This window comes from Morganella psychrotolerans (assembly GCF_001676055.1).
GTDB lineage: Bacteria > Pseudomonadota > Gammaproteobacteria > Enterobacterales > Enterobacteriaceae > Morganella > Morganella psychrotolerans_B.
In genome coordinates, this window is sequence record NZ_LZEX01000042.1 from 11,072 (window position 1) to 32,583 (window position 21,512).

The window sequence follows — 21,512 nt, forward strand, 5'->3', positions numbered from 1 at the left end:
ACGAAAGGATGCGCAATGAGTGATGACTTTCTTACCAGCGAACAGACAGAAAACTACGGTCGCTATGTGGCAGAACCAAATGAGGTTCAGCTGGCTCGGTATTTTCATCTGGATGAGCGTGACCTTGCTTTTATTAATCAGCGACGGGGAAAACATAACCGGCTGGGGATTGCACTTCAGCTGACTACGGCGCGCTTTCTGGGAACGTTTCTTCCTGATCTCCTTCAAATTCCCTCATTCATCCGTTTTTACATTGCGGCACAGTTGAACATCAGCCGACCAGAGATCCTTTCCCGGTATGCTGAAAGAGACAATACCCGCTGGGAGCATCAGGGGCTTATCAAGCTCTATTATGATTATCATGATTTTGGTGATTTCCCCTGGTCATTCAGACTGAAGCGTTTGCTCTATACTCGCGCCTGGCTCAGCAATGAGCGTCCAGGTCTGCTGTTTGATTTTGCTACCGCATGGTTGCTGCAAAATAAGATCCTGCTACCCGCAGCCTCGACTCTGACAAGGCTGATTGGCGAAGTACGCGAACGGGCAAGTCGACGATTATGGCGAAGGCTGGCTTTGTTGCCTGACAGCTGGCAGAAAACACAACTGGACGGTTTACTTGAAATACCTGAAGGGCAGCGTATGTCGGTGCTGGAGGAGATGCGAAAAGGTCCTGTCACTATCAGTGGGCCGTCATTTACAGACGCCCTGGAGCGATATACCCGACTGCGTAGCATGGAGTTTTCCCGGCTGAATTTCTCCGGTCTGCCTGCCATCCAGCTGCGGAATTTGGCCCGTTATGCCGGAATGGCTTCGGTGAAATACATTTCAAGAATGCCTGACGAACGGCGACTGGCCGTGCTTACTGCGTTTGTGAAAGCACAGGAAATTTCGGCGCTTGACGAGGCCGTGGATGTGCTGGATATGCTTATTCTGGATATCACGCGTTCTGCAAAAAATATCGGGCAGAAAAAGCGGCTCAGGACCCTTAAAGATCTTGATCGTGCCGCGCTATTACTGGCACGGGCATGCACGTTATTACTTGATGAGAACACCGATGAAGCAGCTCTGCGGCAGGCTATTTTTCGCCGCATACCAAAGGACAAACTGGCTGAATCCGTCGGCAAGGTAAATGAGCTGGCGCGCCCGCAAGATACTCATTTTCAGGATGAAATGGTGGAACAATATGGACGGGTGAAGCGCTTCCTGTCCGCGATGTTGCGTGACTTACACTTTCAGGCCGCCCCGGCCGGGGAGCACACGTTGTCAGCAATCCATTATCTGGCCGAACTGAGTGGCTCAAAAAAGCGAATTCTCGACGATGCACCAGAGCAAATCATTTCCGGCCCCTGGAAACGTCTGGTCTACGACAGAGATGGTAGGATTCTACGAGCGGGTTACTCGCTGTGTCTTCTCGAGCGCCTTCAAGATTCTTTGCGCCGTCGTGATCTCTGGCTGGAGAACAGTGACCGGTGGGGGGACCCGCGTCAAAAATTGCTTCAGGGAGCTGAATGGCAGGCACAACGCATCCCGGTATGTCGGGCGCTGGGTCATCCATCAGACGGAACTAAAGCAGCAGAACAACTGGCTACGCGGCTTGATGACACATGGAAATCAGTGGCTTCACGTTTTGCCTGCAACGCAGCGGTCAGCATAAGCAATGAAGGTAAGCATCCCTCACTGACGATTAGCAGTCTGGATAAACTGGATGAGCCACCGGCACTGATACAATTGAATCGTCGGGTAAGAGAACTGATCCCTCCGGTTGATCTGACTGAGCTGTTGCTTGAAATAGATGCCCGAACCGGTTTTACCCGCGAATTCAGCCACGTCAGTGAATCAGGTGCTCGGGCGCAGGATCTCCAGGTCAGTCTGTGCGCAACACTGCTGGCAGAAGCCTGCAATATAGGGCATGAACCCCTGATAAAGCATAATATTCCCGCGCTTACTCGCCATCGTCTGAGCTGGGTTAAACAAAATTATCTCAGGGCAGAAACGCTGGTCAGCGCTAATGCACGGCTGGTTGATTTTCAGTCCACGCTGCCGCTCGCGGGGTACTGGGGAGGTGGTGAGGTTGCCTCCGCAGATGGTATGCGTTTTGTCACACCGGTTAAAACGGTTAATTCCGGACCAAATCGTAAATACTTTGGTTCAGGACGCGGTATCACCTGGTACAACTTCGTCTCCGATCAGTACTCCGGTTTCCATGGCATTGTCGTTCCCGGTACGCTTCGTGATTCCATCTTTGTACTGGAAGGGCTTCTGGAGCAGCAGACCGGGCTGAATCCGGTAGAAATTATGACGGACACGGCAGGATCCAGCGATATCATTTTTGGCCTGTTCTGGTTACTGGGCTACCAGTTTTCCCCTCGTCTGGCCGATGCAGGCGGGGCGATATTCTGGCGGGCAGATAAAACGGCACATTATGGTGCCCTGAATGAGCTGGCCCGGGGATGTGTTGAACTGTCAAAAATAGAATCCCAATGGGATGAAATGATGCGAATGGCGGGCTCACTGAAGCTTGGGACCATCCATGCATCAGAGCTTATTCGTTCACTGTTGAGAAGTAGCCGACCATCTGGTCTGGCTCAGGCGATTATGGAAGTGGGCCGGGTCAACAAGACGTTGTATCTTCTCAACTATATCGATGATGAGGATTACCGGCGTCGGATCCTCACTCAGCTCAACCGGGGAGAAGGACGCCATGCAGTGGCTCGAGCCATTTGCTACGGACAACGTGGTGAAATTAGAAAACGCTACCGTGAAGGGCAGGAAGATCAACTCGGTGCTCTGGGTCTGGTGACCAATGCGGTTGTGCTGTGGAACACACTTTACATGCAGGAGGCGTTGTCACATCTTCGCAAATCGGGGGAAACACCTGAAGAGGAGCATCTGGCAAGATTATCGCCGCTGATACATGGCCATATAAATATGCTGGGGCATTATACGTTTTCGTTACCGGAAGATATTCTGAAGGGCGAGTTAAGACCATTAAATTTCAATACAAACAATGAATTAACCTCTTAGCGTGGTTTTTTACATCATTGGACCTTGAACCCCAATAATAAATACTTTATAGCGATAAAGCAGTTTAATGAGATCGATAATATCAATCTCATCATCATTCAAATTCACTGGTTCCTTTGTACTCATCATATCTGCGCCACCTGTCATTTCCGCTATGAAATACGCAATTCCACTAAAAATGAACAAAAGTATCTGTCATTTTAAGATACATTAATTGTTACAACGTTAATGTTAACATTAATTCCTTAAAATTCTACGCATCACAGACGTATATATCAGACGAATCCTTATAACAGTGAGAAAAAACTAACCAACAAGAGCACTTAATAGTTTTATGTGGATATCTTTGTCATTAAGAGACTCAATGTAATGATATTCATCACCCCCCGCGGTTAAAAAGAAAATTTTATTCTGTTCCTTTATCTCTTCTAACGTTTCAAGGCAGTCAGCTGAAAATCCCGGACACATCACCTGAACCGATTTAATCCCCTCTCCGGGCAATGATTGCATTGTTTTATCAGTATAAGGTGCCAGCCACGGCTCTCTGCCAAAGCGGGACTGATAAGTGTGCATAATGTGTTCTGCGGGGAAATTCAGACGCTCACGCAGTAATGCCGTTGTCGCTTCACATTCAGCAGGATAGATATCCCCTGTTGTTGCATAACGCACGGGAATACCATGATAAGACAGGATCAGTCTGTCCGGCTCACCGTGTTCGGCAAAAGCCGCTTCAGCAGATTGTGCCAGTGCCTCAATATAGAGCGGATGTGTTGCATAGCTGCGGATAAAATTCAGTGACGGTAATGTTCTGCGGCGCTTAAAGATACCCGCCAATCCGTCAAATACAGCACCTGTCGTTGAGCAGGAATACTGCGGGTACAGCGGCAGCACATCAAAATGCGTAACACCCTGTGCAAGTAATGCTTCAACCGCAGATTCAAGAGAAGGAGAACCGTAACTCATGCCCAGCGCCACCGGTGTATCCGGCAACGCTTTTGCCAGCGCCGCCTGCTGCCGGCGGCTGTAAACCAGTAACGGTGAACCTTCATCCATCCACACTGACTGATAAAGCTTTGCCACACGCGGTGAGCGGAACGGCAGCACAACACCCCGCAAAATACATTGCCAAAGCAGAGGAGACATATCCACCACACGCGGATCACTAAGAAACTGCTTAAGATAACGTTTAACCGCCGCCGTATCCGGTGCATCCGGTGTGCCCAGATTGACCAGCAAAACACCACGTTTATGTTGATTCATTGTCAGAAAATCCTGTCAGCAACTGATTGTCATTAAGGTTATCAGGGTAGTGTAATCATACAAATGATTCTTATTCTTTTCTGCCATATTCTTCATCCTTCAGCCTGCAGGGGCGTTGGCTGCGCTCTTTCACCCCCGGTCACATACTGGTGTATGCTCCCGGGGGATTCTCTCGCTTGCCGCCTGCCTGCAAACTGAATGATTTTGAATACCATCCTTCATATTTCAACCCGCAGGGGCGTTGGCTGCGCTCTTTCACCCCCGGTCACATACTGGTGTATGAGCTCACGGAATAAAAAAAGGCAGCCATACGGCTGCCTGACAGAAATACGGGACGTATTAACCTAAAATACGCGCTAATTCCTGACTGACTTCATTTACCGGACGGGTGCCGTCAATGCAGGTATATTTTACATCGCCTGCCTGTGCATCCTTCTGGTAATACGCAATTAATGGCGCGGTCAGCTGATGGTATTCCACCAGACGTTTGCGTACGGTTTCTTCCTGATCATCTTTACGGATAGTCAGTTCATCGCCGGTCACATCATCTTTATTTTCCACTTTCGGCGGATTGTATCTGATGTGATAAACACGGCCTGAACCGGAATGCACACGGCGACCGATAATGCGATCAACAATAATTTCATCCGGTACAGCAAATTCCAGAACGAAATCAACTGAAATACCGGCATCTTTCATTGCATCAGCCTGCGGAATAGTACGCGGGAACCCATCCAACAAAAAGCCATTGCGGCAATCATCTTGTTTGATACGCTCTTTGACCAGTGCGATAACTAATGCATCAGTCACTAACTTACCATTGTCCATCAATTCTTTTGCCTGAAGACCCAATTCACTGCCGGATTTCACTGCTGCACGCAGCATGTCACCCGTCGAGATCTGAGGGATCCCGTATTTTTCCATGATAAATTGAGCCTGCGTTCCTTTACCGGCGCCCGGTGCGCCGAGCAGAATAATACGCATTGCGTAAACCCCTTGCTGGTTGCTTTTTTATAATTCGGATGAAAACAAGCTACCATACCATTTGTCAGGGCATGGACTCAAGAAAACCGGGGTAACTCCCCTGCCTGTTTTTATTTACATAAAAGAAAAAACCACATGATTATCATGAAATCATGTGGTTTTTAAGTAGGTTATGCGTGATTACACGCACAAACCCTGAGTGAACCTCATTTTAACCTAATAACAGGCTATTCATCCTGGAAACAAATTCGTTCGGATCTTCCAGAGTACCGCGCTCAACAAACAGCGCCTGATCCATCAGCAAATTGATCCAATCGGCAAAACGGCTTTCGTCCTGCTGTTCTGCGGCACGTTTCACCAGAGGGTGGTCCGGATTCAGCTCAAAGTTATATTTCACTTCCGGCGCTTCCTGACCCGCAGCGGCAAATAATTTCGCCATCTGCGTACTCATATCGCTGGAATCAGTTGTCACGATAGCCGGTGTTGAGGTCAGACGATGAGTGAGTTTCACCTCTTTCACACGCTCACCCAGCAGAGTTTTCACGCGCTCAATAAACGGTGCCAGCTCTTTATCGGTCTCTTCTTTAGCCGCAGTATCTTTATCATCTGCCAGTTTATCCAGAGATTCATCGGCTTTACTGACTGACTGGAATGATTTACCGTCAAATTCATTCAGGTAGTTCATCATCCACTCATCGATGCGATCAGAGAGCAGCAATACCTCGATACCTTTCTTGCGGAACAATTCCAGGTGCGGGCTGTTTTTCGCCGCCGCGTAACTGTCTGCCGTAATGTAGTAAATCTTGTCCTGACCTTCCGTCATGCGGGAAACATAGTCTGCCAGCGAAACAGTTTGCGCGGAACTGTCTTCTTTTGTGGTCGCAAAACGCAGAAGTTTGGCGATAAGCTCCGCATTGCTGCTGTCTTCGCCCGGACCTTCTTTAAGCACCAGACCAAACTGCTGCCAGAATGTCTGATATTTTTCCGCATCATTTGCCGCGATTTTTTCAAGCATCTGCAGAACACGTTTAGTCAGCGCGGTACGCAGGTTACGGGTCACCGCACTGTCTTGTAAGATTTCGCGGGACACATTCAGCGGCAGGTCGTTCGAGTCCACCAGTCCGCGGACAAAGCGCAGATAATTCGGCATAAACTGTTCGGCATCATCCATGATAAAGACGCGCTGAACATACAGGCTTAACCCGCGACGCTGATCACGCTGCCACAGATCAAAAGGGGCAACAGACGGAATGTAAAGCAGGCTGGTATATTCCTGCTTACCTTCCACACGGTTATGCGCCCACGTCAGCGGGTCAGCAAAGTCATGGGACAGATGCTTATAAAACTCATTATATTCTTCATCACTGATGTCGTTTTTATTGCGCGTCCACAGTGCCTGAGCTTTATTGATTTTTTCCCATATAACGGTGCCGTCTTCTTCATTTTTACTTTCAATTTCAACCGGCAGTGCAATATGGTCAGAATATTTGCCGATAACCGAGCGCAGACGCCAGTCATCAAGATACTCATCTTCGCCTTCGCGGAAATGCAGAGTGATCGCGGTTCCGCGGGTATCTTTATGCGTTTTGGCAATGGAGTAATCCCCTTCGCCTTCAGATTCCCAGAAAACAGCCTGATCACTTGGCACACCGGCGGCGCGGGTAACAACCGTTACTTTATCCGCAACAATAAATGCCGAATAGAAACCAACCCCGAACTGACCAATCAGCTGGCTGTCTTTTGCCGCATCAGAACCAAGGGATTCGAGGAATGATTTGGTACCGGATTTAGCGATAGTCCCGAGATTATCAATAACTTCGTCGCGGGTCATCCCGATGCCGTTGTCGCTGATAGTCAGGGTGCGCTTTTCTTTGTCTACGGAAAGACGCACATGTAAATCACCGTCATTTCCATACAGCGTGTTATCGGATAATGCACGAAAACGCAGTTTATCCGCCGCATCAGATGCGTTTGAGATAAGCTCGCGCAGGAAGATTTCTTTATTGGAATAGAGGGAGTGGATCATTAATTGCAGAAGCTGTTTTACTTCTGACTGAAAACCACGGGTTTCTTGTTCTTGCAGACTCATTAATAACCTCACACTGACATCATAAACGAAAAAATAGTATAGAGATCAGGTGGGGCCGGTCATGCCATTTTCAAGGTGAAAGCGGTATTTTTTATGAGAAATCTGAGAAAATATGACAGACGGCACACGCCGTCTGTCCGGATAGCGGAAAAATGCGACGAATCAATAATCGCTGCTGTAACGAATTTTCTGACGCCCGGCGAGAGAGTGGGATAAGGTTGTGCCATCCACCATTTCCAGCTCACCACCAACCGGTACGCCGTGAGCGATACGACTGGCTGAGATGCCAAATTGTTCACACATTTCAGCAATATAGTTGGCAGTCGCCTCACCTTCCACTGTCGGGTTTGTCGCCAGGATCACTTCATTCAGTGTTTCCCGCGACAACCGCGCTTCCAGCAGATCCAGCCCGATATCTGCCGGTCCGATACCGTCCAGCGGAGACAGGTGCCCCATCAGCACAAAGTAGCGCCCGGAGAACTGTCCGGTTTGCTCAATGGCGTGAATATCCGCAGGGCTTTCCACCACACAGATAAGACCGGTCTGCTGACGGCGCGGATTGGCGCATATTGTGCACTGCTCCTGCTCGGTGAATGTCCGGCAGTCCTGACAATGACCAATTTCCGACATCGCACGGGTCAGTGCCTGCGCCAGGCGCATCCCGCCGCTGCGGTCACGCTGTAACATCTGAAATGCCATACGCTGCGCAGACTTCGGTCCGACACCCGGCAAACAGCGCAGAGCATCCATCAGAGACTCAAGAAGCGGGCTGGTTTGCATCAGAACGGCATCTTAAAGCCCGGCGGCAGTTGCATGCCGCTGGATACTGATGCCATTTTTTCTTTCTGTGTTTCATCGATACGACGCGCTGCATCATTAAATGCCGCTGCAATCAGATCTTCCAGCATCTCTTTATCGTCTTCCATCAGGCTTGGATCGATTTCAACACGGCGGCAGTTGTGAGCGCCGTTTATGGTGACTTTAACCATACCTGCACCGGATTCACCGGTGACTTCAATAGTGGCAATCTCTTCCTGCATTTGCTGCATTTTATCCTGCATTTGCTGGGCTTGCTTCATGAGATTGCCCAAACCGCCTTTACCAAACATAGTTTTCTCTCTTTGATTAAATTGTGCCTTCCGGCACAAGGTGGTTAAACAGGCCGGATACTCTCTTCATCCAGATCCGCATCAAAAAAGGTCAGCAGCGTCTGAATCGTTTTATCCGTCACAATGGACTGACGCGCCTGCGCCAGCATCTCTTCATAGATGGCCTGCCGCCATTCGAGCGGCGTTTTTATGCTTAAATCATCATCTTCACAGATAGTGAGATTAATAATTTTACCATAAAGTTCACTCAGTGCATCACTCAACACACTGTGTGCTGATTTTGAATTCAGGTGGCGCTGCGAGGAACGCAGATGCAGGCAAACTGTATTCTCATCTGTCTGCTCTTTAAAGGCATTCAGCGCCAGTTGCTGCACCAGTTTCGGCAACTGCATTTTATCTGTATCCGCAGCCCAGGCATCCCGCTCACGGGACATAACGGCTAACTTTTCCGCCACTTCCGGTGTTTTTTCATGCTCAAGCGCTTTTTTGATATCTTTCGGGCGCGCAACCGGTGTTTTTTCTTCAATCACATCCTGTGTTTGCGCACGCCACTGATAAGCCTGTGGTTTATCCGGTGTTTTTGATTTCGGTGCGGACACAGCCCGCGCCGGACGATTTTCAGCGACAGCCGCAAGTCGCGCCAGTGCTGAGTTCGCCGGTTTAACCTTATCAGTTAAGGCAACCGGCTCAGACTTTTTTGACGGCGGAGGCTCCTGCCGGTTCAGAACATCCCGCGCTTTCAGTAGCTGGGCTGTCGGGCTGTTCTCCATCTGTGCAGAGAACGTTTCATTCTGTGATGCAACACTCTGTGAAGCAACAGGCGTGACCGGCTGCGATGCACGCGCCTGACCCGGCAAAGACACAGGTGCCACTGACGGCGCACTAATCACTTCATCAATTATATTACGCGGATGGAATGCGAGTGCACGCAGCAGCGCCATCTCCACGCCCATCCGCCGATCCGGTGCGTACGCCAGCTCTTTGCGTCCGACCAGCAGCGTCTGATAATAAAGTTGCAGATCCGCAGGTGCGACTGCCCGCGCCAGAATGCGCAGGCGCTCCTGCGTAACATCTGCGGTATTTTCCTGCACCGGCAGCAATTGCAGCATCGCCGTTTTATGCAGTGCCGCCAGCATCTCCACCAGCAGGTTTTCCCAGTCTGCCCCGCGTGAGGCGGCATCATTCACGCCATCCATCACCTGCACACCGTCCCCTTTCACCAGGGCTTCCAGAATTGTCAGGGGTTGTTCATCATCAAGCGTACCCAGCATCTGACTGACAATATCCGCCGTTACCTTTCCGGCACCCAGTGCAATCGCCTGGTCTGCCAGACTGAGCGCATCGCGCATGCTGCCGTCAGCGGCACGTGCCAGCAACAGCCGCGCGCGGGCATCATTTTCAATATGCTCGGCGGTCAGAATAGTATCAAGCTGCTGGCTGATTTGATCCACATCCAATGCTTTCAGATGAAACTGTAAGCAGCGGGAAAGGATGGTGACCGGGAGTTTCTGCGGGTCGGTCGTTGCCAGCAGAAATTTCACGTGCTCCGGCGGCTCTTCCAGCGTTTTTAATAACGCATTGAAGCTGTGACGGGAAAGCATGTGAACTTCATCGATAAGATAGACTTTAAAACGCCCGCGAGCCGGAGCGTACTGGACGTTATCCAGTAATTCGCGGGTATCTTCCACTTTTGTGCGCGACGCGGCATCAATCTCAATCAGATCAACAAACCGCCCCTGTTCAATTTCCAGGCAATTCTGGCATTTTCCGCACGGCGTTGCCGTAATACCCTGCTCACAGTTGAGCCCTTTGGCAAACAGACGCGCAAGAGTCGTCTTCCCGATACCCCGGGTACCGGAAAAAAGATAGGCATGGTGAAGCCGCTGATGTTCCAGCCCGTTTGCGAGCGCTGTCAGAACATGCTGCTGACCAATAACCTGTGAAAATATTTGTGGTCGCCACTTACGGGCAAGGACTTGATAGCTCATGGATTCCGCAGAGAGTGAACATGATTTTGCATCATGCTACCACAGCCTCACCATTATGGGCGAGGCTGAGTTTGCGTTTAATGCAGGAGAGACTCAGTCGCCGGCATATTCCAGCAGGCAGAAACTGTGGACACCTTCGGCTTCAAGGCGCGCAGCACCACCGAGATCCGGCAGGCCGATAATAAATGCGGCTTCATGGACAGAGCCACCCAGACGGCGGATCAGACGGATAGTTGCGTTAACAGTACCGCCGGTAGCCAGCAGATCGTCCACAACTAACACATGATCACCTTCTTTGATGCTGTCTTTATGCATCTCCAGGGTATCTGTACCGTATTCCAGATCGTACGTTTCACTGAGAGTTTCGCAGGGTAATTTCCCTTTTTTACGCACAGGGACAAAGCCGACACCCAAACGTAACGCAACCGGTGCGCCGAATAAGAATCCACGGGCTTCGGTGCCCACGACTTTAGTGATCCCTTTATTCTCGAAATGTTCCACTAACAAATCGATAGTCATCCGGTACGCTTGCGGATTATCCAGTAATGTCGTGATGTCGCGGAACAAAACCCCTTCCTTAGGATAGTCAGGGATAGCCCGGATACTTTCTTTAATAAATTGCAGTTGTTCAGCAGTTGCGCTCATAATAGGTGCCAGTATAGAGAACACGAAACATCAGAATCTATGCAAATCAGGGGAAAATTGCAACCGTATCCCGTGACTTTGACGATTATTTGTTGTTTTATGTCAAACAGAACTAAAAATGTGGCTGTAACTATGATCCCGGGCACATTTCACTGAGGCGGAAAATGAACACCAGACAGCTTTTACTGGCCTTGCAGGAGAAAATAGCCGCACTGGAAACACAGATTGCGCCGATTGCTGAACAGGAACTCGCTCAGCGCCGGTTCGATGATAATTTATTTTCTGCCCGCAACAAAACACTGCGTCACAATATGGATGAGCTTCAGCGCCATGTTAACCAACTGACACAATGTGTGGATGAAAACCGTGCGGATCAGGTGCGTTTTCTGGCTGAAAAAATTGTTGCCCAGATAGCGGCACTGAACCGCGAAGCCGCCACACAATCGTTGCGTAAGAAAGAGCAGCACTATACACAGCGCGACAGTCAGGTCGATTTATATCAGCGCCTGGCGCAGCATCAGGATTACGAGCGACGCCTGGCACAAATGACAAATGACCGCGAACTGGCGCTCGGGAGCGCACCGTCATTTGCCGAACAGCAAAAAATACAGAAAGAACTGGCTGCCCTTTCCGGCCGCTGGTACGCTGCCGCCAGGCATTACAGCGAATCGAAAAACAGATTGAGCGCCGCGACGGGCTTGAATTTTAATCCTGAGATGGCAGAGAACCTATGAGTCTTGACAACGCACCCGATGAAGTAAAACTGGCTGTTGATCTCATCTGTTTACTGGAAAACCACCAGATACCGCCGGAAACGGTTCTGGCGGCATTAGAGATTGTCCGGCAGGATTATGAAAAAAAACAGCGCAATGCGCCCGGTTTTCAGGCCGGCTGAACGCCGTTACCGGGTCCCTGCACCTGCACTTCTTTTCCGCTGTTCTGATCATGGAGATACACTTCCAGCTGATTGAACGCGATATTAATATCATTTTCACGGCACATTTGATCAATCGCCCGGTTCACTTCATCCTTAGTCGCCCCGCGATCGCCGATAGTGCGGACATAAAACCGTAATTCGTGATCAAGGCTGCTTGCACCAAATGTCATGAAGTAGGCTCCCGGCGCCGGGTCGGTCATCACTTTCGGGTTATCTGTCGCCGCTTTCAGTAACACCTCCCTGACTTTATCCAGATCAGATCCGTACGCTACGCCCACACTGATAACAATACGGGTGACGGTGTCTGAGAGTGACCAGTTGGTCAGGCGCTCGGTCATAAAGGCTTTGTTCGGAATAATCACTTCTTTGCGGTCAAAATCAATCACCGTGGTTGCACGAATGCGGATTTTATTCACCGTCCCGGAGAATGTGCCGATAGTCACGGTATCCCCGATACGGATCGGGCGCTCAAACAGAATAATTATCCCCGATACAAAGTTGGCGAAAATTTCCTGTAACCCGAAGCTGAGACCAAAGGTTAAGGCTGCTGCCAGCCACTGTAATTTACCCCACGACACCCCGAGCATACCAAAGGCTGCAATAGTCCCTATCCCGACAATCAGATATGTCATAATGGTGGTTATCGCATACGATGTTCCCTGGCGCAAAGAGAGCCGCGAAAGCACCAGAACTTCCAACAGTCCCGGCAGGTTGCGCATCATTATCCAGGACACCACCACAATCAGTACCGACAGAATAAGATCCCCGAGCGTGACGGCTTCCACCACATTTCCCAGCGCGGTATCAACATTTGAATGCCAGAGAGTAAAACTGTCAAAGAAAGAAAAAATCGTAATAAAATCAGACCATATTCCGTAAAATGCGGCAGCAAACACAATAAACAGCACCATGGATGTCATACGCAGAGACTGCTGATTGATGAGCTCCATTGACATCGGCGGCTCCTCCACCATCATTTCCGGGATCTCATCTCCCTCATGTTGCTCTTTGTGTTGTGACTGCTGTTTTTGACGGCGGGCCAGGGCGCGCTGATAGGTCAGCCGACGTGCAGCCAGTGCCAGCCCGCGCAGACTGGTGTGATAAACGATATACCAGACCAGCATCAGATACAGACTGTCAATCCAGCGGCTGCTCAGACGCAGTGCTGTGTAGTAATAACCCAGCCCCACCAGTACCACCAGCACCAGCGGGGAAAATGTCAGCAGCGTCAGCAGAAAGGCGCGCACCAGATGTGAGCCTTTCTCCCGCCAGATTTCAATACAGAACGGCAATGTGAATGCAAACACAAAGACCAGCGCAACCGGCACCACCAGCTGACCTATCACGTCATCCACCAGACGCAGCGGATATTCCATTCCGTATGCCGCCCATAACATAATCGGCAACAATGGCAGCGCAAGACGAATCAGACGCCTGCGCCCGGTGCGGCAGATTTCCGCATCAATGCCAAAATGGGTGACAGCAATACCGTCCGGCTTCATTATCCGGTAACTCCACTCAAACAATACCCAGAAAAACGCAAGCTGGCGGGAGATTGTCCACATCAGAGCTGAATCCGCACTGCCGGTTTTCAGGCAGAAATAGCCGAACGCAATAACAAACAATGAGGATGGTAGTGTTTTAATCAGCACCAGCCCGAGCGCCATGGGGGTATAAATCTGTCTGTCTTTTTTCAGCCGTCCGACATTGGCGTTGATTTCACTAAGCCGGGTATCGATATTCTTTGAGCCGAAACGCAGCAGCAGCGCAATAATCATCAGCGGTATTGTAATGTAGAGGGAATTGATAAACCCGCTACCGAGACTTTGCAGTGACCAGTTCAGATCCAGCGAGGTCAGCTCTTGTTTCGCCGCCCCCGGAAAAGACTGGAACCACGCAAGATTCACCGGTTTGTTACTGTTCACCCAGAAAATTTGTTGCGCGAGGGTTTTTTCCAGCGAGGCAACCACCGTCACCAACTGAGTCTGATCCAGTTGCAGATTAATCGCCTGTGAGATTTGATTACCCATCTGAGTGTTGAGCTGATCAAGCAGATCCTGACGGACTGACACCACCTGCACCAGGGCATGTTTTTGCGCCCGCTGCTCCGCTTCAGATGCCGGCATATCATGGGTTTTTCCATACTCTGCAATCAATGCATCGGCAAAGCTGTCCGGCTGATAGAGCTTGTCGCGCTGCTGATTAATTTCAAACTGCTCCAGACGCAGGTCTGCTATCCGGTCAGGTAAATCCTTAATCAGCAAATCCTGCGGCAGGTCGATTTGTTCTTTAAATAAAATGCGGGAGAGCAACAAACTGCCGCGCAAAACGGTAATCTGCTCTTTCAGGTTCCGTTCTGATTGCAGTGCGCGGTCAAGAATACTTTTGACCTTAATGGTCCGTTGCACAAGCTGGTTATTATTGCGGGTTGCAGCAACTAATTTTTCACTTAAATCATGGTTTAGTGCAATTTCACGCAAGACCAGCGGATCATCCTGAATATTGCGCTGGCTGTCATCCGAGCTTTGCGCTTCTTTAGCGGCTTCTTCCGAATAATCCAGGCGCTTGCCGCTGACTGTTTCCTGAATGACATCAATATAGCCTTCCAGCTGCTTAATGCGCTCCACCACATAATCGCGCTGGAGTTGTAATACATTCTGTAACTGGGTATTCGACTGCAGCGCCCGTTTCTGGTAATCAATCTGTTGCTGTAAATAGTATTGCTCTATCTGGAGGGCTTCAATTTCAGTCGGGCGCAGCACCTTTTGTGCCGCCAGTGAATCATTAAGCAAAGCGCGGATTTGCTGAAGACGCTGCACATTGGCATACATAATATTTTGCGCGCGTTCCGGCTGGGTCTGAAGTGCTATCAGGTCACTGTTATAAGAAGAGAGATTATTTTGTGCCGTCTGTAACGCTTCAAGTGTGCTGTTCAGCTTCTGTTCAAGCTGAGCCAGGGGCAGGTTCGTAATACTGATTTTGTACTCAGCCAGCCCTTCATCCGTTAATGATTTTATCTGCGTTAATTTTTGTGAGACTTGTTCGGACAAACGCGGGGCATCATCTGTCTGTTTTTTCAGTTGCTGTGATTTGTCTTTCAGCGAATCGAGATTGTCATAAAAAACCAGTGCCCGTTCCAGATCCTGAACTGAAAGCTTGTCATTTGCAGTCTGATCTTTGCGGTTATTCAGTGCGCTCAGTTCAGTCTGAATAGTACTGCGCTCAGGTATATCCTGTGCCGCTGCGAGTGCTGCACTCTGCCACAGGACTGACAGCATCAGTAAACAACAGGTAAATATACGGAAAGAAAACATCCGGGATAAACCGGACGCCGGGATGCGACTGACTCGCTTCATAGTAATATTCACCTGTGCCGGGCCCGGCGTTCTGTTTCGTTTTATATACTCTTATTCATTCAGGTTGCAGATTCGTTGGCTGCATCCTGAATGATGCCGGACATATAATAATTAAAATATAATAATTAAAATGTAATGATTTTTTCAGCATCCAGTGACCACTGTGCCAGTTCACCGAGTGTACCAATCTGCACACCATCAACCAGAGGAAGGTCTGTCATTCCGCGGGCATCGGTACAGGTTTTGCACAGTTTAATCTCCACCTGCTGCGCCAGCAATATCTCCAGCATCTGTTTCAGATTATATCCCTCTTTCGGCTGCTGCCCGCGCAACCCTGCGACAACGGCATCAGACATCAGAAAGACATTCATCGGCACCTTACTGTCTTGCTCTTTAATCGCAATGGCAAGACGTAGTGCATTAAACAGAGATTCACTGCCATACGCAGCACCATTGGCAATAATTAATACAGGCTTCATACATGAGATCCTTGAGTCAGATTATTCGAAAAACAGGTATCAGGCGTCTGCCGGCGGTAGTTGCATATTATTACTGAGCATCAGCATATCCAGATAACCGTCAACCAAATATTCAGCCTGTCCGACAATATTAAAACTCTCATTGGAAAAGAGCCAGTTTTCTAACAGCCCGGTTATCATTCCCCGCAACATAATGGCGGCACGCCGCAGGTCAAGCGTCGCGGGTAAGAACCCCTGCGCGACACTTTCAATCAAAAATACTTCAATTCTGGAATATTCTGTTGCGTATAAATTCTGACGAATGGCAATAAGCTCACTCATTTCACCTGTGAATTCACATTTGTGAAAGGAAATACTCATTATGGCCCGCATTTTCGGATCCAATGCAGCTGATTTTAAAATGTAAATTAATATTTTCTTAAACACTAAAAGTGGATTATCCGGGTGTTTTGCCCGATACTCTTGTTCAATCAATCCAATTTTTGTATCAGTTATTGCACAGACTTCAGTAAAGAGATCCACTTTATTTTTGAAGTGCCAATAAATCGCGCCACGGGTGACACCCGCTTGTTTTGCAATATCCACTAATGACGTCGACGAAACGCCTTGCTCACTGAAGGCGATTAATGCGGCATCAATAATCTGCTGGCGGGTTTCCCGGGCCTGTTGTTTAGTTTTTCGTGCCATGTACGGTCAGTGTCACCTGAAGTTAATTTACATACATTCGTGTATGTTTGTATTATAGCACGCTGAATTAAGAGTGAAGCAACCCTATTTCACTGGTTGAAATATCGACATTTTATAGAGGTTTACTATGCGAAAAAACAGAGGCGTTCTACCTCTGGCGCTGTTTGTCCTGTCCGGAAGTATCCTGCTGTCCGGCTGTGGTGAAGAGCAACAAAAAGGGGGCGAAATGCCACCGCCGGACGTTAAAGTCGTCACACTGAAAGCCGGGCCACTCACCGTGAGTACCGAGCTTCCGGGCCGAACTTCAGCTTACCGCGTTGCCGAGGTCCGCCCGCAGGTCGGCGGCATTATTTTAAAACGCAATTATAAAGAAGGAAGTGACGTCAAAGAGGGCGAATCGCTCTATCAGATCGATCCGGCACCTTTCAGGGCAACACTCAGCAGCGCTCAGGCTGAACTGGCCAAAGCCAAAGCCAATGCAGAGCTGGCCCGCCTGACAGTGAACCGCTATAAACCGTTGCTGGGAACTAACTATATCAGCCGCCAGGACTATGATACGGCAGTATCAACTCTCGCGCAGGCTCAGGCTGCTGTTCAGGCAGGACAGGCCTCTGTTCAGACTGCTCAGATAAACCTGAACTACACCAAAGTCACATCGCCGATTGCCGGGCTTTCCGGTAAATCGACTGTGACTGAAGGCGCATTAGTGTCCTCAGGACAGGCTCAGGCACTGACACTGGTTCAGCAAATCGACCCGATTTATGTCGATGTGACCCAGTCCAGTGATGATTACCTGCGCCTGAAGCAGGAAATCGCCAGCGGTGTTGTCAACAAAGAACAAGGCAAAGTCGCGGTCAGTCTTGTGACTGCTGAGAACAAAGATTATACCCATAAAGGGTATCTGGAATTCTCCGATGTAACTGTTGATGAAACCACCGGTTCAATCACTATGCGGGCGGTGTTCCCTAATCCGTCTGAATCTCTGCTGCCGGGTATGTTTGTCCGTGCCCGCGTGGATGAAGGTGTGCGTCCTGATGCCATCCTTATTCCGCAGGAAGGGGTTATCCGTACAGCGAAAGGCGGTGCCGTTGTTAACGTCGTCAATGCCAAAAATGAAGTTGAAGTCCGCCCTGTCACTGTTGGTCAGGCATACGGTAACAACTGGCTGGTTACGTCTGGTGTAAGTAACGGTGAGCGTGTTGTGACCGAAGGCTTCCAGAAAATCAAGCCCGGCACTGTCGTTAAGGCAACTGAAGCAGGTTCGGATGCACAGCCGGCGCTGCGCCAAAAAATACTGAATCTGCTCAGAAGTCCCAATAAGGAGTCAGTGATTCATGCCAAAGTTTTTTATTGAAAGACCGATATTTGCATGGGTAATAGCGATTATTACCATGCTTGCAGGTCTGTTGGCGATCATGAAACTGCCGGTGGCACAGTACCCTTCTGTTGCACCACCGACAATTTCAATTTCTGCTACCTATCCGGGTGCAGATGCCGAGACAGTTCAGAATACGGTAACCCAGGTTATCGAGCAGAACATGAACGGTATCGACAAGATGGTGTACATGTCTTCAACAAGTGACTCTGCGGGTAACATGAATATCTCGCTGACCTTTGACGCTGACGCCAACCCGGATATCGCACAGGTTCAGGTGCAGAACAAACTGCAACTGGCCATGCCGTTACTGCCGCAGGAAGTGCAGCAGCAAGGTATTACCGTTGAAAAATCAACCAGTTCATTCTTATTGGTTGCCGGTTTTGTTTCTGAAAACGGCGATATGACGCAGGACGATATTGCAGACTACGTCGGTCAAATATAAAAGACCCGATAAGCCGTGTTACCGGGGTGGGTGAAACCCAGTTGTTCGGTACACAGTATGCAATGCGTGTGTGGCTTGACCCGGACAAACTGATCAAATACAACCTGAGCACGCTGGATGTCATCAATGCCATTAAAGTCCAGAATAACCAGGTTGCCGCCGGTCAGTTAGGGGGAACGCCGCCGGTTGCAAACCAGCGTCTGAATACCTCAATTATCGCGCAGACCCGTCTGAATACACCTGAGCAGTTTCAGGAAATCATGATGCGGGTCAATACCGATGGTTCCGTCGTCCGCCTGAAAGATGTGGCTTATGTGGAACTGGGTGCGGAAAACTACGGTATTATCGCCCGCTATAACGGAAAACCGGCATCAGGTATCGGTATCAAACTGGCAACCGGTGCTAACGCCCTGGATACCGCCAAAGCCGTACGTGATTCCCTGACTGAAATGTCCGAGTTTTTCCCGGATGGTCTGGAACTGGTTTATCCTTACGATACAACACCTTTCGTTAAGATCTCTATCTTTGAAGTGGTAAAAACACTGGTTGAAGCTATTATGCTGGTGTTCGTGGTGATGTACCTGTTCTTACAGAATTTCCGCGCCACATTGATCCCGACGATTGCCGTACCGGTTGTTCTTTTGGGGACATTCGCCGTCCTTGCCGCGTTCGGGTATTCAATAAATACCCTGACGATGTTTGCGATGGTGCTGGCCATCGGTCTTCTTGTGGATGACGCCATCGTTGTGGTTGAAAACGTTGAGCGTGTAATGCAGGAAACCGGGCTTCCGCCCAAAGAAGCCACAAAAGTATCAATGGTGCAGATTCAGAGTGCTCTGGTCGGTATCGCGATGGTGTTATCTGCGGTATTTATCCCGATGGCCTTCTTCGGCGGGTCAACAGGGGCTATTTATCGTCAGTTCTCCATCACGATTGTAGCGGCAATGGTTCTCTCCGTTTTCGTTGCGATGATTCTGACACCGGCACTGTGTGCCACCATGCTAAAACCTGTCGCCAAAGGCAGCCACGGTTCACAAACCGGGTTCTTCGGCTGGTTTAACCGCATATTTGAGAAACAGACTAACCATTACACTGACAGCGTAGGTCGTATGCTGCGTGGTACAGGTCGTTATCTGGTTATCTATGTACTGCTGGTAGCGGCCATGATCGTCATGTTCACCCGCCTGCCGACCTCCTTCCTGCCGGAAGAAGATCAGGGGGTTCTGCTCTCGATGGTTCAGTTACCACCTGGTTCAACCCAGGAGCAGACACAGACAGTGCTCAATAGCGTCAGTAAATACTATCTGGAAACAGAGAAAAAAGTGGTGGGATCTGTCTTTACCGTTAACGGCTTCGGCTTCGCGGGTCAGGGACAGAATATGGGTCTGGCATTCGTCGTTCTGAAAAACTGGGATGAACGTAAAGCCAAAGAAGATAAAGTGGAAGCGATTGTTGATCGTGCTAACCAGCACTTCTACGGCCAGTCCTCCGCCATGATTTTCGCCGTTAATATTCCGCCGATTGTGGAACTGGGTTCATCCAGTGGTTTTGACCTCGAACTGATGGATAACGCAAACCAGGGTCACGTCGCACTGACCGCTGCCCGTAACCAACTGCTGAAAATGGCAGGTGAGCATCCGGATATGCTGGTTCAGGTGCGTCCGAACGGGATGGAAGATACGTCACAGTACCGTATCCATATCGATCAGCAGAAAGCGGAAGCACTGGGTGTTGATATCAGTACTATCAATGCTGCACTGAGCACCATGTTCGGTGGTACTTATGTCAACGACTTCATCGACCGTGGTCGTGTGAAGAAAGTCTTTGTTCAGGCCGATGCACCGTTCCGTATGCAGCCGAAAAATATTGCTGAGCAGTATGTCCGCAATAATGTCGGGCAAATGGTACCGTTCTCCGCCTTTATCGATACAAAGAAAGATCCGTGGACATTTGGTTCACCGCGCTTAGAACGGTATAACGGCTTACCTGCGATGCAAATCCAGGGGAGTGCGGCACCGGGTAAAAGTAGTGGTGATGCAATGGCGCTGATGGAAAGCATGGCGAAAGAGTTACCACAGGGCTTTGGTGTTGAGTGGACGGGGATGTCTTACCAGGAGAAACTTTCCGGTAACCAGGCTCCTGCACTTTACACTATCTCACTCATCGTGGTCTTCCTCTGTCTGGCAGCCCTGTATGAAAGCTGGTCTGTGCCGTTCTCTGTTATGTTGGTTGTTCCGCTCGGGGTAATCGGAGCGCTGTTACTGACTCACATGCGCGGACTGGATAACGACGTTTACTTTAAGGTCGGCTTACTGACAACCATCGGGCTATCGGCGAAAAACGCCATACTGATTGTTGAATTTGCCAAAGATCTGATGGAAAAAGAAGGCAAAGGGCTTATCGAAGCCACGCTGGAAGCTGTCAAAATGCGTCTGCGTCCGATTCTGATGACATCGCTGGCCTTTATGCTCGGGGTTATTCCGTTAGTCCTGAGTAACGGTGCCGGTTCCGGTGCGCAGAACGCCGTAGGTACAGGGGTATTCGGTGGTATGATTGCCGCAACCTCACTGGCTATCTTCTTTGTTCCGGTCTTCTATGTAGTTATTCGCCGCCGCTTTGGCAGCAAAAATGAAGATATTGAGCATGCTCATGCAGTGACTCAGAAGAGTAATAGTCCCGACGGATTTTAATCCTGCTTAAACGCAAAAAGGTCACATTAGTGACCTTTTTTTTATTTCGTTATCATTATGAATATTTTCAAATTTACGTCATTAACACTTAAATAAACAATTGATAAATGTAAACTATAACATTACAGATAATGTAATGTTTTGTCATTCCAAATTATATTCAGCATCAGTCACCAACAAAAAAATCAGTAAATTTAAGTACCTGTGTAATTACAACTTACGTATTAGTGCATTTATTCTGCATTTACCTTTGCATTTTTTTATTTTTAGCTAGTGACATCAGCATAAATAGTGTTATATTAGAGGCAAGGCTATTTCAGATCTCTTTATCCACCTATTTCCGGAACACCGGGTTCATTAACTGAAATGGATTTAACACTGAGTCTGAAACCTGATTGCTTCAAATAGCATCAAACCTTACATTACCTTTATTTATAAATAAAG

Annotated in this window: 14 protein-coding genes and 2 pseudogenes; 5 read left to right on the top strand and 11 right to left on the bottom strand. The window is 49.1% G+C overall.

The features are described from left to right. Nucleotides 1-15 precede the first annotated feature (15 nt). Nucleotides 16-3,024: a Tn3 family transposase gene (locus tag AYY17_RS15720; RefSeq protein ID WP_016240410.1), complete on the top strand. Its 3,009-nt coding sequence runs from the start codon at nt 16-18 to the stop codon at nt 3,022-3,024. A gap of 9 nt (nt 3,025-3,033) precedes the next feature. Here AYY17_RS15720 and AYY17_RS21635 read toward each other — a convergent pair whose 3' ends face one another. The 8 genes from AYY17_RS21635 to apt all read right to left on the bottom strand — a co-directional run bounded on the left by AYY17_RS21635 (nt 3,034) and on the right by apt (nt 11,099). Then, nucleotides 3,034-3,171 (bottom strand): hypothetical protein, encoded by a 138-nt coding sequence (locus AYY17_RS21635; RefSeq protein ID WP_156656729.1) that lies wholly within the window; start codon nt 3,169-3,171, stop codon nt 3,034-3,036. Nucleotides 3,172-3,330: 159 nt separating this feature from the next. Next, the gene (gene hemH / locus AYY17_RS15725; RefSeq protein WP_067425146.1) at nt 3,331-4,284 is read right to left on the bottom strand and encodes a ferrochelatase; all 954 of its coding nucleotides are present in this window, start codon (nt 4,282-4,284) and stop codon (nt 3,331-3,333) included. A 339-nt stretch (nt 4,285-4,623) separates the two neighbouring features. Then, on the bottom strand, nt 4,624-5,268 hold the full coding sequence (adk, locus tag AYY17_RS15730; protein ID WP_067398985.1) for an adenylate kinase: 645 nt from the start codon (nt 5,266-5,268) through the stop codon (nt 4,624-4,626). Between the two features lie 211 nt (nt 5,269-5,479). After that, a complete protein-coding gene (gene htpG, locus AYY17_RS15735; protein WP_067425150.1) occupies nt 5,480-7,357 on the bottom strand; it encodes a molecular chaperone HtpG in 1,878 nt (625 codons plus the stop codon). Nucleotides 7,358-7,519: 162 nt separating this feature from the next. Beyond that, entirely contained in the window at nt 7,520-8,137 is a 618-nt protein-coding gene (gene recR, locus AYY17_RS15740; protein WP_067398989.1) for a recombination mediator RecR, read from the bottom strand. Further along, a complete protein-coding gene (locus AYY17_RS15745) occupies nt 8,137-8,466 on the bottom strand; it encodes a YbaB/EbfC family nucleoid-associated protein (protein WP_067369754.1) in 330 nt (109 codons plus the stop codon). The genes recR and AYY17_RS15745 overlap by 1 nt, the downstream gene beginning before the upstream one ends. A gap of 44 nt (nt 8,467-8,510) precedes the next feature. After that, the gene (dnaX, locus tag AYY17_RS15750; protein ID WP_067425153.1) at nt 8,511-10,454 is read right to left on the bottom strand and encodes a DNA polymerase III subunit gamma/tau; all 1,944 of its coding nucleotides are present in this window, start codon (nt 10,452-10,454) and stop codon (nt 8,511-8,513) included. A 93-nt stretch (nt 10,455-10,547) separates the two neighbouring features. After that, nucleotides 10,548-11,099: an adenine phosphoribosyltransferase gene (gene apt, locus AYY17_RS15755; protein WP_067398994.1), complete on the bottom strand. Its 552-nt coding sequence runs from the start codon at nt 11,097-11,099 to the stop codon at nt 10,548-10,550. A 164-nt stretch (nt 11,100-11,263) separates the two neighbouring features. Here apt and priC point away from each other — a divergent pair. Together priC and rsmS are read left to right on the top strand one after the other, a co-directional pair. Beyond that, a pseudogene (gene priC / locus AYY17_RS15760) lies at nt 11,264-11,808 on the top strand (primosomal replication protein PriC). A gap of 21 nt (nt 11,809-11,829) precedes the next feature. Continuing rightward, nucleotides 11,830-11,994, top strand: coding sequence for a pleiotropic regulatory protein RsmS (rsmS, locus tag AYY17_RS15765; protein WP_067425156.1), 165 nt, complete (start codon nt 11,830-11,832; stop codon nt 11,992-11,994). Here the strand turns inward: rsmS and mscK are convergent. From mscK to acrR, 3 genes are all read right to left on the bottom strand, one after another. Then, entirely contained in the window at nt 11,982-15,392 is a 3,411-nt protein-coding gene (gene mscK, locus AYY17_RS15770; RefSeq protein WP_067425159.1) for a mechanosensitive channel MscK, read from the bottom strand. The genes rsmS and mscK overlap by 13 nt on opposite strands. 125 nt (nt 15,393-15,517) lie before the next feature. Continuing rightward, the gene (locus AYY17_RS15775) at nt 15,518-15,871 is read right to left on the bottom strand and encodes a DsrE/DsrF/TusD sulfur relay family protein (protein ID WP_067399002.1); all 354 of its coding nucleotides are present in this window, start codon (nt 15,869-15,871) and stop codon (nt 15,518-15,520) included. 39 nt (nt 15,872-15,910) lie between these two features. Next, nucleotides 15,911-16,558 (bottom strand): multidrug efflux transporter transcriptional repressor AcrR, encoded by a 648-nt coding sequence (acrR, locus tag AYY17_RS15780; protein ID WP_067425163.1) that lies wholly within the window; start codon nt 16,556-16,558, stop codon nt 15,911-15,913. Nucleotides 16,559-16,685: 127 nt separating this feature from the next. Between acrR and AYY17_RS15785 the strand changes: the two genes are divergently transcribed. Both AYY17_RS15785 and AYY17_RS15790 read left to right on the top strand, forming a co-directional pair. Next, nucleotides 16,686-17,912 (top strand): efflux RND transporter periplasmic adaptor subunit, encoded by a 1,227-nt coding sequence (locus AYY17_RS15785; RefSeq protein ID WP_156656730.1) that lies wholly within the window; start codon nt 16,686-16,688, stop codon nt 17,910-17,912. Nucleotides 17,913-17,949: 37 nt separating this feature from the next. Continuing rightward, nucleotides 17,950-21,068: pseudogene (locus AYY17_RS15790) on the top strand (efflux RND transporter permease subunit). The last annotated feature ends 444 nt before the right edge of the window (nt 21,069-21,512 follow it).

Bases quoted from the DNA above. Each gene is read 5' to 3' on its own strand.
- AYY17_RS15785 (WP_156656730.1), top strand. From the start codon at position 16,686: ATGCGAAAAAACAGAGGCGTTCTACCTCTGGCGCTGTTTGTCCTGTCC.
- dnaX (WP_067425153.1), bottom strand. From the start codon at position 10,454: ATGAGCTATCAAGTCCTTGCCCGTAAGTGGCGACCACAAATATTTTCA.
- AYY17_RS21635 (WP_156656729.1), bottom strand. From the start codon at position 3,171: ATGACAGGTGGCGCAGATATGATGAGTACAAAGGAACCAGTGAATTTG.
- mscK (WP_067425159.1), bottom strand. From the start codon at position 15,392: ATGAAGCGAGTCAGTCGCATCCCGGCGTCCGGTTTATCCCGGATGTTT.
- AYY17_RS15775 (WP_067399002.1), bottom strand. From the start codon at position 15,871: ATGAAGCCTGTATTAATTATTGCCAATGGTGCTGCGTATGGCAGTGAA.
- rsmS (WP_067425156.1), top strand. From the start codon at position 11,830: ATGAGTCTTGACAACGCACCCGATGAAGTAAAACTGGCTGTTGATCTC.
- recR (WP_067398989.1), bottom strand. From the start codon at position 8,137: ATGCAAACCAGCCCGCTTCTTGAGTCTCTGATGGATGCTCTGCGCTGT.
- AYY17_RS15745 (WP_067369754.1), bottom strand. From the start codon at position 8,466: ATGTTTGGTAAAGGCGGTTTGGGCAATCTCATGAAGCAAGCCCAGCAA.
- acrR (WP_067425163.1), bottom strand. From the start codon at position 16,558: ATGGCACGAAAAACTAAACAACAGGCCCGGGAAACCCGCCAGCAGATT.
- htpG (WP_067425150.1), bottom strand. From the start codon at position 7,357: ATGAGTCTGCAAGAACAAGAAACCCGTGGTTTTCAGTCAGAAGTAAAA.
- hemH (WP_067425146.1), bottom strand. From the start codon at position 4,284: ATGAATCAACATAAACGTGGTGTTTTGCTGGTCAATCTGGGCACACCG.
- apt (WP_067398994.1), bottom strand. From the start codon at position 11,099: ATGAGCGCAACTGCTGAACAACTGCAATTTATTAAAGAAAGTATCCGG.
- AYY17_RS15720 (WP_016240410.1), top strand. From the start codon at position 16: ATGAGTGATGACTTTCTTACCAGCGAACAGACAGAAAACTACGGTCGC.
- adk (WP_067398985.1), bottom strand. From the start codon at position 5,268: ATGCGTATTATTCTGCTCGGCGCACCGGGCGCCGGTAAAGGAACGCAG.